This window comes from Candidatus Poriferisodalis multihospitum (genome assembly GCF_028283155.1).
In the GTDB taxonomy this organism is placed as follows: Bacteria; Actinomycetota; Acidimicrobiia; order Acidimicrobiales; family Poriferisodalaceae; genus Poriferisodalis; species Poriferisodalis multihospitum.
This window is the reverse complement of the sequence record NZ_JAPYOK010000046.1, coordinates 56,006-70,223: the sequence shown is the minus strand read 5'-3', so window position 1 is coordinate 70,223 and position 14,218 is coordinate 56,006. Positions and strand designations below refer to the sequence as shown.

Genomic DNA, 14,218 nt, shown 5'->3' with positions numbered 1-14,218 from the left:
CATGTCAAGATCAGTCACAGACATGATCCTCTCCGGCCCACAGCAGCCCGCTGCGGACCCTCAGACCACGCCGCTTACACAGAATTTCTGACAGTCCCGGTCGTGGCTCGCCGTGAGTGTTGCTAGAGCGCCAGGTAGAGGCGGTGGCGGTGCAGGTGGCCTACCACTGCGAACACGGCCAGCAGGAGCAGGGCGGTGTAGGCCAGGTGCACGCCGGGCTCGCCGAACGGCAGGATGTCTTCGAGCAGCCGCTCCTGGATTGACCGGTCGCCGACGTGCACGTGTTTGGCGGATTGCAGCAGGAACCGTTCGAGCAGGAAGACGATGAGTGCATTCCGGCCGAAGGCCACGAACGGCCAGTTCCAGTGGCGCCAGAGGGCTTGGGGGTGCCAGGCGCGGCGCTGATGCCACTGCCAGCGTTCGTCGCTCCCGCCGTTCCTGCCGACGTCGGCCAGCAGGTAGATCACGCAGAACACCGCCAGCGCCACCCCTGCGGCGAGCAGCACGAACGCCGGCGTCAGCAGGCGCTTGTTGGACGGCATCCACTGCGACACGGCCAGCCCGGCGACGAAGCACAGCGACGCCAGTGCGCCCACGTTGGCCAACGTTGCGGAGGGGCTGGAGCGCCCGTGGCGGCGCAGCAGCACGCCGGCTGCGTAGCCGTAGAGGACGAGCGACGACGCTGCGACAGAGGCAACGATGCCCTCGGGGTCCCAACCGGCCTGGCCGCCCCGGTACACGTGGCTGTCGCCGAGCAGGCCCGTGTCCACCGCCAGGTACGGGCTGCAGCGGCCCACGGGATCGCACGACAGCAATTCCAGGCCCAGGCCGTAGAGCGCGGCGATGGCGGTGGCCACGCCGACGATCCACCAGACGGCGTCGCCGCCTTTGGGTGACACCGCCCGGCTCGCCAGCACCACCGCAGCCGCACACGCTCCCGAGATGCCGATCATCTGCAGCACACCGGTGAACCGCAGCTCGGAGAGGTCGAACCACGACGAGCCGTATGCGTTGTAGATCAGCCCGGCCGCCACCAGCAGCACGAGCCGGCGGATCAGCCGCGTGTAGGTCGCCCGTGTCGGCACATCACGAAGCAGGAACGACAGGCTCAGCCCGCTCGTGACCAGGAAGGTGGGGAACAGCCAGTCCGACGCGGTGAGGCCGTCCCATTCGGCATGACGGAGCCAGGCGTAGCCGCCGGCGCCCGTGGCGGGCGTAAACAGCATGAGCGCGAGCACCGCCCCGCGGAACGTGTCGACCGATGCGAAGCGCGCCCGTCCAGATGCCGCCTCGTCGCTCACCTCGTCGACGCTAGTGAGGCCCTCAGCGCGCCCGGAGGGATTGGCGGAAGTAGCCGAACGCGCTGCGCGACGACGACGGTGGCAGTGACTGCGACGGCGACAGCGGTCACGAATCGGCGTACCGGACCCAAAACGCCTGACGGCGGTGGAACAGCTCGTCCTGGCCGGTGTGATCGCCAGCCCAATAACCCGGGCTGTCGCTCCACAGCCAGCCGTAGTAGACGACGTGCGCGCCGATGCGCTCGGTGCCGGATATCTCGAAGGCGTCGTCGAACCGTGCCTGCGTCACCTCGGCGCTGAGCGAAGCCTCAGGATCGCTCCCGCAGGTTGCCACGATCTGTTCGCCGAGACCGAAGTCGGTGTTCCACAGCGCCTCGCGTACCGCGAGGTGATCGGCGTGCTCGTACACGAAACAGCCGGGGTGGGAGCTGTTCCAGTAGCTGGCACCGATCAGTTGCCGCTCGGCTGGTCGCCCATCGCCCTGCTGCTCCTCGGGAACTTGAACATCGCCCGGTTGCAGGCCCTCGATCACTGCATCGATGCCGAGCACAGCTTGGTTGTCGCGCACGGCGGCAATGGCCCAGGCGGCTTCTTCGGCAGTCAGATCACCATCGCCCAGGTTGAACCAGACCACCGTGGCCAGCGACGAGCTCCACACCAGCGCCGAGCGGTCCTCGATGCAGTCGTTGTCGTCGAAGCGGCAGATGGTGGCGCCGTTGGCTCCGAACGGACCCTGCGCGCCCAGTTCGTCGAACGCGGCAGGCAGGCCCTGTTCGTTGCCGGCCATGCCGCTGATGAAGTCGAAGAACGAGTTCACCCGAGCCTCCTCGCACGAAGCTGTCCAGCGGCCCTGCGGCCACGGCGTCGGGGCTGCCTCGCCAGTGCCCTCGTCGAGCCCGGGCGAGCCGCAGTAGGCGGTCTGCTCGCCTCGGGTCAGCATGATGAAGACCTTGTACGTGTCGGGCGTGTCCTCGATCAGCGACCAGGCCTGCATCTCGTCATCGGGGTGCGGCACCACTATGTAGCTCACACTGCTCAGCCGGTTCAGACCGCTCGAGCACGCTGACAGGAGCAGCCCGGCCACCACGAAACCGATGCCCAGCAGCGCCCACCAGCTAGCGCTGCGCCACGTCTTGGAACCCTCTACGACGGTGGGCACAACGATGATTGTGGCACCAGGTGCTGCATCCCGGTATTGCGCCTAGGTGCGGCACCTCCACGTGCATCTCCACGTGCATCTCGAAGTGCCGCCACCGGCCGACACAGCCTGTCAGCCGCAGCAGTAGGTTCGCGCAGATGCGTCGCCTGGGCCTGACTGTGCTGGCTTTGCTGGTGGGGCTGGGCGGTGTGCTGGTTCTTCCCGCCACAGCGGCCGGCGCCGCCGAGACCGACGGCTCGGACGTGTCGGTCACCCGCTATGGCGGTGCGGATCGGTACGTGACGTCGCTGCAGGTCGCCGAGGCGGTGGCCGCTGATGCGGGCGGTTCGCTGTCATCGGTGGTGCTGGTGTCTGGCCGGCGTTGGACCGACGCGGTGGTGGCCGCGCCTGTGGCCGGCGGGCTGGGTGCGCCGGTGCTGATGACCCCGCCGGACGAGCTGCGGGCTGATGCGCTGGAATTCCTGCAGCGAGTGGGCGTCTCGAGCGCGGTGGTGGTGGGGCCCGACGCCAGCGGAGGCGGGCACGGCCCCGGACGCGGTGTGGGTGCCGGGGTGCTCGAAGCGCTCGAAGCGGCCGGCATCTCGGCAGAGCGCGTCGCGGGCGATGACCGCTTCGGCACCAGCGTTGCAGCGGCTCGGCGGGTCACGCCAGGCGCCATGGGAGCGCTGGGCGCCACGGCGGTGATCGCCAGCGGCGAGGTGTTCGCCGATGCGCTGGTGGCGGGCCCGATCGCTTCGCGGGGCATCCATCCGGTGCTGCTCAGCTCGCCTGGCGAACTGCATGCCGGGGTGGGCGGCTATCTGAGCGAGGCCGGCATCTCCCACGTCGTGCTGATGGGCGGCACAGCAGCGCTGTCAGAAGCAGTCGAGCAGTCAATCAAGGACCTCGGCATCGACGTTTCCCGCGTGGCCGGCAGCACCCGATATGACACCGCGGTGAAGGCCGCTGGGCTCGCCGACGGCCGCTACAGCGACGCTGCCGGGAAGCCCTGCTTCGACACTGCCACGATCGGCGTGGCACGTGCGCGGGTGCCGTTCGACTCGTTCAGCGCGGCGCCCCTGCTGGGCCGCCTGTGCGCCCCCCTGGTGCTGGCCGATCCCGGCCAGATTCCCGCCGACACCGCAGCCTTCCTGGACACGGCCCGCGACGCCCATGACGCCCTGGGCCTGCAGGTCTTCGGCGGCGATGCCGCCGTGTCACAAGCGGCCATCGACGCCTACCTCACCGGCGAAGAACCCTACGCCGGCGAGAACGACGAGGCCAAAGACGATGGGGAGGACGGCGAGGAGCTCAGCACCGCTCCCGGCGTGCTGCTCGCCGGCACCTGCGGCGGCGCCATCGACGACGAGCCGGTGCAGCTCGTGCCCTCGACCGGTGCTGAGGACCCCTCCTGGTCGCCCGACTGCAGTCGCCTCGTCTACAACCAGGACGGCTCATTGTGGACCGTCAACAACGACGGCACCGATGCCCAGAAGCTCGTGCACCATGACAGCGCCTACCTGCACTCCCCGGTGTGGTCGCCAGACGGCACCCGGATCGCCTAGGTGCGCGGCCAGAACGACGAGAACGGGCATTGGTCTTCGCACATCTGGACCGTCAACATCGACGGCAGCCACAACAACCAGCGCACGGAGGGCGATCAGATCGACCGCTGGCCTGCCTGGTCGCCCGACAGCAGCAAGATCGCGTTCGAGCGTGAGTCCGGCAGCGGCCGCGACGAGCACGGCCACCGGCTTGACAGTGACCGGTACATCGTGGTGATGACGGCGTTCGGCAACAATCCCAAGGCGCTCAACGAGGGGGATCGGTGGGAGCACTCGCCGGCGTGGTCGCCCGACGGGGCCCAGCTTGCCTATGAGACCGATGGCTATGTGGTTGTGTCGGACCCCAATGGGGGCAATGCACGCCGCTTGCACGCGGGTGTGTACTTCAACGGCGGCTTGTCATGGTCGCCCGACGGCAAGCGCATGGCCTTCACGCGTGGCAACGGGACCAAGACATCCATCGTCGTCGCCGACGTCGACGGCATCGCCGAGGAGGTCGTCTTCGACGAGGGCCTACGCACGCTCGCCCCGCGGTGGTCGCCAGACGGTCAGCGCATCGCGTTCCACACCATCGACGACGAAGGCAAGCACCGCAGCTATGTGACCGGTGCCAGTGGCGAATCGCCTCCCATCGCCGCGGACTGCATGCCAGCCAGCATCCCAGGCCACGTCATGGCAGGATTCCCGCTGCCCGACTGGGCACCGCCCGCCCGGGGGACAGTGCGCGTAGCGGTGCTGTTCGTGGACTTCCCCGACGCCGAAGCCGCCCACACCACCCACGAGGAGGCCGCGTTCGGCTTGGAATGGGCCGAGGAGTACCTCGAGAAGAACAGCTACAACACGCTCGATGTCGAATTCGTGTTCCACCCCGAGTGGCTACGCGCACCCAACAGTTATGAGCACTACCTGTCCGAGAGCGCCGTTGGAGGCCTCAGCGTCGGTGGGGACATCTATGCCGACGCGGTGGGCCTTGTCGACGACGAGATCGACTTCGGCGGCTTCAACAGCCTGGCGGTAGTCCTGCCCAGCACCCATTTCGGCGGCGGCTCGGCTGGCGGGTCAATCGAGGCTGACGGCACGTCAATGCCCCGTCACATCAACAACAATTTCCCCTTCGAAGAGCCCCGTGAACTCTCGCACTGGGGCAGCGTCGCTGCTCACGAGCTAGCGCACAACCTGGGCCTGCTCGACATGTACCCCTACGACTTGGAGCGGCACACACTGCCCGAACTCACCGGCGACGACGTGTGGGCGTTCGTCGACATGGGGCCGATGGGCCTGCGAGCCCAGTTCCGAACGCAGTCCAGCGACGAGCGGCTGCAGATTGTGTGGCGCTTCCCCGACGGGAGCACGTCGTCGGGCACGTGGCACAGCTTCGCGTTCGAGGAGATGCTGGGCTGGAGCCGGTGGCAGCTCGGATGGCTGGATCCGTCGCAGGTGCACTGCGACAGCGGCGCCGGGGCCACTGTGTCGCTCACGCCCCTCACGCGGCCGGGCGACGGGTTGGCGATGGCCGCCGTGCCGCTGACGGCCCACAACGTGATCGTGGTGGAGAGTCGCCGTACATCGGGCTACGACTCCGGCACAGAATGGGTGGATCCGGACACGAAGGTCCGCACCACGTTCCCCGGGCTGGTGACCGAAGGGGTGCTCGTGTACACCGTCGACACGTTGATCGGCTCGGGCGACCTGCCCGTGAGGGTGGCCGGCGACAGCGGCGACAGCGAGATTGACGACTTCCCGGTGCTCGGGCCCGGCGACTCGGTGACGCTGCACGGCTACACCATCACGGTCACCGCCGACAACGGCGACACCCATACGGTGTTGATTGAGCAGCAATAAAACTTATTGAAAATTATTCATGTGGTATGTGTAGTGTCCAGCGTGCTCGCCTTTAGAGTTCGTAGGAGTCGCACATGAACACATCCCCTCTGCTTGATCCGGCTCGTCGGGCTCTTGGCCACTCGGCCGAGAGCGTCGCGCGCGCATCCCGAACCCGACGTTGTACGAGGCTTGGGAGAGCGCTGACGGCGCTTGCCATGGCCGCCGCCGTTCTGGTGGTGACGCCTGATCCCGCGCAGGGCGCTGCTGCTGAGGTCGACAGCAGGCGACTCAGCGGCAGCACTCGCTACGAGACCGCTGTCGAGATCGCCGAGACCTACGTCGATCACGTCGAGAGCGACTCGAGCCGTGCTGCCGTCGACACCGTCATCATCACGTCAGGCGACGACCGGCACTTCGCCTACGCGCTGCCGACGCCGGCACTGTCGCGACTGCACGATGCCCCGCTGCTGCTGACGCCTCCCGATGAACTGCACGAATCGGTCACGACGTTCCTGACGCGCCACAACATCTCGCTGGTGCTCATCGTCGGAGGCCCAGACGTGGTGTCGGAGGCCGTTCAGCGCTCCATCACCGCCATCAGCGGCATCTCGGTGACCCGTATCGAAGGCGTCGATGAATATGCGACCGCCGTGAGGATTGCCGAAGAGGTGGGATGGTCGCCGGGCAGTCCTGGCGAGATCCGCGGCGAGGGCCGCACCGCGCTGCTGGCCACCGGCGAGGCCTTCGCCGACGCCCTGGCCGCGGGGCCGCTGGCGTACCGGGGCGAGCATCCGATTTTGCTGACTCGCAGCTCGGAGCTGCCCGCGGCCGTGTCGACGTTCCTGGGCGGCAGCCGCACCGAGCACGTGGTCATCCTGGGCGGCAATGCGGCCGTGAGCGCCGATGTCGAGAGCGATGTCGAGCGCCTCGGCATCACCGTGGAGCGATGGAGGGGTTCGGATCGGTTCGGCACTGCGGTGGACATCGCCGAGGCGCTGCTGGGCTTCGACACGCCGCAGGAGTGCTTCGATGGCAGCGGCGACATCGGCCTGGCCTACGGCTGGCGCTCTCCCGATGCGATCGTGAGCGGGCCGCTGCTCGGCGAGCTGTGCGCGGCGCTGCTGCTGACCGAGCGCGACGTACTGCCATCGGTGGTCGAGGACTTCTTGGAGTCTGACGACTATGTGACCGGCGATGCCAACGGCAAGCTGCGATTCACCGTGTTCGGCGGCACGGCGGCGGTGGCGAGCAGTGCCGTCGACGAAGCCACCGACGCAGCAGCGCTCGTGGCGTTGAGGGCGACCGTGGAGGCGTTCGAGGGCGGTTGCCACTTCGCCGTCACCTTCGCAGAACCGGTGCGCGCTGCCGACGCAGAAGACCTCACCGTGTACCTCAACGGCAACGCTCCCTTCGAGGCGGACGAGGTCGAGGGCACCCCGGATGCCGGGAGCGGCACGAGCACCACCAAAGCGGTGGTGACGCTCGTGGGTGCGACGACCAATTCCGGAGCGACGGTGCCGACTGGCTGCACGTCGCCGCTTCGGGCCCGCGACCGCATCGGCATCGTGGGCGGTGAGATCCGGGCGGCGGCAGACAACCGGCGCGTCGCCCGCGTGGAGTTCTTCGTGGCCGATGACGAGACGCCGCCCACGCTGACCATGAACGCAACCGAGGGCAGCGACACGGTCTGGGTCGAGTCCAGCGAGCCGCTAGTGGAGTCGGCGAATGACGCAGACGGCGTGGTCGCTGTGGTGTTCAAGCGCCCCGGCATCTCCGATGCGACAGTCGACGTTGCTCCCGCGGCTGGGGTCACACGGTTCGAGGTCGAACTGCCCAGCGCGTTCGGCACGAGCTTGAAGATCGGCGACAGCGTGTCGATTGCTGCCGATGAGGTACGTGATCTTGCGGGGAATGCCAATGCGGCCGTCTCGAGCGTGGTGGTCCGCGACACCACGGCACCTCAAATCAGCCGGATCACCGTGACCGAGCCCGAGCCGGTCTCACAGGCTTCGGCAATCCTGAATGGCACTGACGCTCAGGACAACGTTGACGAAGCCTTCCGCATCGAGGCGAAAGCCGCCACGGCGGCAGATGGCGCAGCCGGCAACCACTGGACCATCGATCTCGACGTGCGCAGCAGCCGCCCGAGCAGCTGGTCCTCCTCGCAAGTGACTGCGGTGCAGGTGTCGGCCGTGACTCGGCGCATCCAGGTCATGGCGCTAGCTACGGCTGTCGACAGCGCAGATGTCGATGACGTGGTCGACGCTCTGAACGCCAACAGGGCGTTCAACCAGCTATTCGTCGCGATCGTGACTGGCAACAGTGCCGACGCGCCCGTGGACACAGGAGGGCGCGTGCGATTGACGGGCGGTGCCAGCACTGCAGATCTCACCGTGCGCTGGACCGAGGCCGTGCAGGATTGCGACGCCGCGAACGACGATCCTGTGCGGGTGCGCTTGATCGAGATCGATGCCGACGGCAATGGCACCACCGACTTCGATCTCGACGGCTTCACCTTCGGTGCCAGCGATGTCGAGTTCATCGACGGCGATTCCGGTGACTCGATCATCGCGGGCAGGGCCATCTGCGATACCACGACGCCAGGAGTGCGCCCAGGCACGCTCGTCGCCAGGATTCAGTCGGCGAGCATCGACAACCTGCCCAGTACACGGTCGACTGCGCTCGTGCGGTCGGGAGCGGTGACCGACCTTGCCGGCAACGCCAACGCCCGCCAGACGGGCGTCCGCCTCGAGCGCCCCTGAATCGGCCGCTCAAGCGGCTGCACGATCGGCGGTGTGGTCGCGGTGGTTGCCGACCATCGGCGCCCCAGAACGCCATGGTCATTGCCAATATTATCTTGGGGCTAGACGCGCACGAAGAGCTGAAATACCTTCATGGCGACCATGCCGACAGCCGCCCGAAGGCTCTCTCGCAGAGCGCTTGCCGCCCTTGTAGCGGCGGTGGCTGCTGCGTCGCTGCTCGCCCCGGCGGGCGCGTCTGCAGCCGTGAACGAGACGTCGGCTGAGCGGTTCGGGGGCGAGGATCGGTACGAGACATCGGTGGCGATCGCTGAGGCGTACCTGGCAGAGATCGCGGACAATCCGGATCGTGCATCGATCCGCGCGGCCATCGTGGTGTCGGGTGAGGATCGTCATGCTGTCTACGGGATGCCTGCAGCCGGGCTGGCGTCGGCATTCGACGCCCCGATCCTGCTGACGCCCGCCGATCGGCTGCACGACAGCGTGCGCAGCTTCATCGAGGTCAACGACATCGAGCTGGTGCTGCTGATCGGTGGCCCCAGCGTCGTGTCGCTCGCTGTCGAGAGTGAGCTTGCGGACCGCGCAGGCAGCGTGCGGCGCCTGTGGGGGAGCGATGTCTACGCCTCTTCGGTTGCCGTGGCGGCCGCGGTAGGTCCGATTCCCGGCTCGGCGGGCGAATGGGGATCTCGCGGCCGGACTGCCCTGCTGGCGAACGGTGTGGGGGTGGCTGATGCGCTGGTGGCCGGTCCGCTGTCGTATCACGGCTCTCATCCGCTGCTGCTGAGCCCGGCAGACACGCTGGATCACGCCGTGTCGACGTACCTGGACCGCAGCGACGTCGAGCATGTGGTGATCTTCGGCGGCACGGCCGCGGTGAGCTCGGCGGTGGAGTCGGCGGTGAAGGCCAAAGGCATCACGACCTCGCGCTTCGCGGGTGCCGATCGCTACGAGACGGCGGCGGTGGTGGCGCGGCAGCTGCTGGGCTCGGCTCGACCGGATCGATGCTTCGACGGGTCGGTAATCGGCCTCACGGTGGGCGAGCGGGCACCGGACGCGGTGAGCAGCGGGCCGCTGCTGGGAGAGCGGTGCGCGCCACTGCTCCTGACCCGATCGAGAGCGGTGCCGACCGAGCTGGACGGGGTGCTGACCGGTGGCGATCTGCTGGGCGGGCCGGCGAACCGGTTGGAGGTGGTGGTGTTCGGCGGCGCTGCGGCGGTTGCAGAGTCGACGGTGTGGGCGGTGCGGAATCGGGCACTGCGCGGAGCGCCGTTTACTGCGGAGGTGTCGGCCGTCGGCGGTTCGAAGGTGTTCACGGTGACCTTCAACGAGGACGTGAAGGAAGACGAGGCCATCAAGGCCGAGCGCTACACGGTGAACAACCAGCCGCTGGTCGCCGAGGATGCGCCGGCGAGCGAGGTCGGTCGGCGCTACGTGGAGATCAGCCTGAGCGGCCGAAGGGTGACGGTGGAACTGGTCGAGCCGCTGGCGGTCGGCAACACCATCACGGTGCTGGGCGAAACCGGCACCGATGAGGGACGTACCGAGATCGCGGTCGACGACACGCTGCCCGCGCTGGAGTCGGTGTTCTACCGGGTGCCGCGACCTCCGACCGTGACCGACACGGTCGGGCCGCAGATCCAGATCGTGGCGATCGCCGGTGACTCGGAGTTTGTCGTGTTGGTCACCGAGCGAGCGCTGCGCCCGGGCGATCGGCTGCGCAACGACGTGGAGCGCCGCGGCCAGGAGGTGCACGAGCTCACGGTGGTCGACAAGGAGGGCGAGCCGAAAGACGTGATATTTGTCGCCAGCTCGACCAGTTGCCCGCATAAGTCGGAGAGCGATGCTCCCCTAGGCGACAAGATCGGCGAGCGGTGCTACGAGGATCCCGCCACGCTCGGAGCGAACTTTCGCTACACCGCAATGCTTGCCGACGAGGGGGCGACGCTCGAGGCCGGCGATGTGGTCACCGTTTCGAGAGGAGCGCTGTACGACCAGCGGCGCAATCCCAACAAGCTGACCCGCTACACGGTCCGCGCGCACGCCGACAACGCCGACCACGGCGACTTCACGGTCCAACGGGCTGCGGTCGGCAAGCCCAGGCACACCAGGCAGGCAACGTTGCTGATCCAGAACAACACGTGCGGTGCGGGCGGTGATGCTGCCTGTGAGGGCAGCCGGCGTGTGAGCATCACGGCTCGCAGCACCAGCGCCGCCGCGGGGGCAGCCGGCAACGGCTGGATCGTCTATCCCTATATCGACCCGGAGCGGACCGAGCCTGCTGACAGCGAGATCGACGTCGGTGTCGACCCGGTTCATCGGATCATCAGCTACACGATCGCCGAAGGCAAGATCACGCTTGCGAACCTGTCGGCCGCACTCAATGCCGATGCCGAGTTCAAGCGTTACTTCAGCAGCCGGGTTGTCACCTCGTCAGCCACGAACGGCGTGCTCGGCATCGCAGACCCTTCCGGTGGAACGCTGGTCGGCGGCTTCAGCGTCGTCGGTCTTCGGGTGCGGTTCACCGATCACGTGCGAAGCGTCCCAGAAGTGTCAGAAACAGATACAGCACCGGGTGCTCGCTACGAGTTGTTCTTCGGCAGCGGCCGTGCGCCGCCGGAAGGCTTCAGGGCGCCGTTGACGTTCGCGTCGCTCTTCTTGGGCGATTCCACTGCCGACAATGACGGTGTAGCCGTTCGATGCCAGCGCCGTGGTTCCGTGGTGTATCTGGAATATGCCGTAACCGACGGCGCACTGTTGCCGCGGGCGGGCACCCCGGTATCGGTCCCCGACGGAGTCGCCGCGGGCCACGGTGACCAGAACGAGGACGGGACCCCTGACGTGCAGAATCTGCGCCAGCGTCGTTTCCATCTGCGCTCCGATCCCACGATCCCCTCCCAATTCGGCTACGCGCGAGAAGCGTTGAGGCCGCAGGGCGACAATTCCGTCGCTGATGCCGCCGGTGCCGCCTGCAACGGGGCCAGCTCATGAGCCGCCGGTGGCTGTGGGCGGTGTTGGCGGCAGTGCTCGCGCTGCCGTTGTGGACTCTGCCTCACCTCGCGGCGGGTGCGGCCGTGATCGATGTCGAGTTCACGCGCCTTGCCGGGCCGACGCGCTACTCGACGTCGGTGCAGATCGCCGAGGCCTACATGGACCGCGTCGACGAACTCCCCGACGAGTCCCGGGTGGATACCGTCATCTTGGGCTCGGGCCTCGACAGACACGCCGGCTGGGCGGTGCCGGTGCCGATGCTGTCCCGGCTGGAGCGGGCGCCGCTGGTGTTCACCCGACCTGACGATGTGCCGGTGCCGGTAGAGCAATTCCTGCAGCGCAGAGACATCCGCAGGGTGATCCTGCTCGGCGGACCGGCGGTGATCTCGACGGCGGTCGAGCGCGAACTCGGCGACCTGGGCGTGGGAACGGTGGAGCGCCTCGGCAGCGACGACATCCACTCCCATGCGATCGAGGTTGCGACGTCGTTCGGCCTTCCCGCCGGGGAGTTCGGGTCCAAGGGCCGCACAGCGCTGCTGACCACCAGCAGAGTGCTCGCGGATGCGCTGGCGGCGGGACCGATGGCCTACCAGGGCCGCTATCCGATCCTGTTGACGCCCCCCGACAGCCTGCACCCGGCCGTGTTCGACTTTCTGGTGGCGAGCGATCTCGACCATGTGATCATCGTGGGCGGGACCGCTGCGGTCGGCGGCGCGGTGCAGCGGGCACTGTCGGGCTTGGACTTCACGACTGCCCGCATTGCTGGGAACGACCGCTACGGCACGGCGGTCGAGCTGGCGGAGACCATGCTCGACCGCGACGACCCGCTGCGGCCGTGTTTCGACGGCACCGAGCTGGGCCTGGCCTACGGCGGACTCTCGCCGGATGCGATCGCCAGCGGGCCGTTGCTCGGGGAACAGTGCGCACCGCTGCTGCTGACCCCCTCAGACACGCTGCCGCGCACTGTGGCCTCGTTCCTGCGCTCGGATGACTACGTGACCGGTGATGCCGACAATGCCCTGGAGGTCACCGTGTTCGGCGGCACCGCCGTGGTGCTAGCCGAGGTGGTGACGCAGTTCTTCGAGCGGGCCACCACGCTGATTCCGATCGGCGGGCGCATCAGCGTCGAGCTCGACCCGGTCACCGAGACGGCCCACCAATTCACGGTCACCTTCACGAGCGACATCGACTCGAAGAAGGCCGCCCGAGCGCTGGAGCCGGATGTGAGGATGTTCAGCGTCAACTCCGAACCGGTGCGAGCAGCGTCGTCCGAGCTGTGTGCTGCTTCGCCTGCCGATCCCGACGAGTGGTGCGCAAGCGTGCGCGTCCGCGGCAAGAGCGTGACCGTGACGCTGGATCGAGATCACCGGCTTCTCGATGCCGAGGACGTGATCGCCGTGACCGGCGGCCAGCGCATCGGCACCAACAACAGCCCCCGGCCGACGGCCCGCTTCTCCTTGGTCATTCCCGAGCCCGACGAGCCTGCCGATCTGGACGCTCCCGAGGTCCGCATCATCGCCCCGGCCGGGCACGACCGGTTCGCAGTGCTGGTGATCGAGGAGCACCCGTACGAGCCCGCGGTGCTGACGCCGGCTGAGGTTGCGGAGCGCATCGCTGTCGTGGCTGGCGATGGCACGCGCAAGCCTCTGGATCTCGACCCGGCACCTGCTGGCCCGAGTCCGGGTGCCGCCGGCACGCGAGCCAAGCATCAGCGCTACGTGTTCGCCCTGGACGGCACGACGCTGGAGGAGGGTGACGCCATCACCGTGTCGCGGGGCGTTTTCCTAGACGAGGACGGCCGCGCCAGTCCCCGGCATCTTCACGTCGTGGCTGAGCCGAGCGTCGACTTCCGCATCGAGACCGTCACGGTCGGCGATGTCGACTCCACCAACCAAGCCAGGGTGACGCTCACCGCCTCTACGCAGCTCGATGCCACGCCAAGCGGAGCGCTTACTGTCACTGCACGCAGCGACGGATTGGCGTCGGGTGGTCGCGGCAACGATTGGCGCGTGTACGGCGTTGGACTGCCCGAGAGCGACGATGACTCCGACGCCGAAGACGTCGACTGCTCCGATCCGGACGAGGAGTGCATCACTGTGCTGGTGAACCGCACGACGCGCGTCATCGCGTACCGGATTCTGGCCGGCGAGCCCACGTTCACCGAGCTTGCCGAGGCACTGAGCGACGACCGAGACTTTGCTGCCAACTTCGTCGTCGAAGTGGTGGGTGCCGATGCTGCCGGCGGGAGCATCGGCGGCACTGTCCAGGCAGGCGTACAGCTCTCGGGAGGCGGCACCGCCGTGGGTCTTCGAGTGCGTTTCGGCGATCCCGTGGCGGCACTGCTCGACGCGGCCGACCCTCCAGCGCCCCTCGGAGCCGATGCTGTCGCGTGTACGAGCATCCCGTTGGTCGCTGACTTGGTGCCCAAGCTGATCGTGGCCCGCGACGGTTGCAGGCTCCACTTCGACGCACCCGACCAGGTGATCCACATGACGGTCAACGCGGCGAGCGTGAGCCGGCTGCCTGCACGGGGCGACCTGGTGTTCGTCAGCGGCGCCGCCGCTAGGGACTACGGCGGAAGAACCAACATTGCTCAAGGCTGGCTGTCGATCCGCTACGACCCCAGCGTGCCGGTGGACTGAC

The 14,218-nt window shown here is 67.8% G+C and carries 7 protein-coding genes; 5 read left to right on the top strand and 2 right to left on the bottom strand.

The annotated features are described in order from the left end of the window. Window positions 1–122: 122 nt before the first annotated feature. Complete coding sequence (locus VI480_RS04545; RefSeq protein ID WP_323671631.1) at window positions 123–1,301, bottom strand: hypothetical protein; 1,179 nt, start codon at window positions 1,299–1,301, stop codon at window positions 123–125. A 106-nt stretch (window positions 1,302–1,407) separates the two neighbouring features. After that, entirely contained in the window at window positions 1,408–2,460 is a 1,053-nt protein-coding gene (locus VI480_RS04540; RefSeq protein ID WP_323671630.1) for a hypothetical protein, read from the bottom strand. Between the two features lie 137 nt (window positions 2,461–2,597). Between VI480_RS04540 and VI480_RS04535 the strand changes: the two genes are divergently transcribed. The 5 genes from VI480_RS04535 to VI480_RS04515 all read left to right on the top strand — a co-directional run bounded on the left by VI480_RS04535 (window position 2,598) and on the right by VI480_RS04515 (window position 14,217). Then, window positions 2,598–4,004 carry a cell wall-binding repeat-containing protein gene (locus VI480_RS04535; protein WP_323671629.1) on the top strand — a complete coding sequence of 469 codons (1,407 nt, stop codon included), beginning with the start codon at window positions 2,598–2,600 and terminating at the stop codon, window positions 4,002–4,004. After that, window positions 4,005–5,846, top strand: coding sequence for a hypothetical protein (locus tag VI480_RS04530; RefSeq protein WP_323671628.1), 1,842 nt, complete (start codon window positions 4,005–4,007; stop codon window positions 5,844–5,846). A gap of 197 nt (window positions 5,847–6,043) precedes the next feature. After that, the gene (locus tag VI480_RS04525; RefSeq protein WP_323671627.1) at window positions 6,044–8,590 is read left to right on the top strand and encodes a cell wall-binding repeat-containing protein; all 2,547 of its coding nucleotides are present in this window, start codon (window positions 6,044–6,046) and stop codon (window positions 8,588–8,590) included. A gap of 141 nt (window positions 8,591–8,731) precedes the next feature. Then, on the top strand, window positions 8,732–11,575 hold the full coding sequence (locus tag VI480_RS04520) for a cell wall-binding repeat-containing protein (RefSeq protein WP_323671626.1): 2,844 nt from the start codon (window positions 8,732–8,734) through the stop codon (window positions 11,573–11,575). Continuing rightward, window positions 11,572–14,217, top strand: a complete 2,646-nt coding sequence (locus VI480_RS04515) for a cell wall-binding repeat-containing protein (RefSeq protein ID WP_323671625.1) — start codon at window positions 11,572–11,574, stop codon at window positions 14,215–14,217. The genes VI480_RS04520 and VI480_RS04515 overlap by 4 nt, the downstream gene beginning before the upstream one ends. Window position 14,218: the final 1 nt, after the last annotated feature.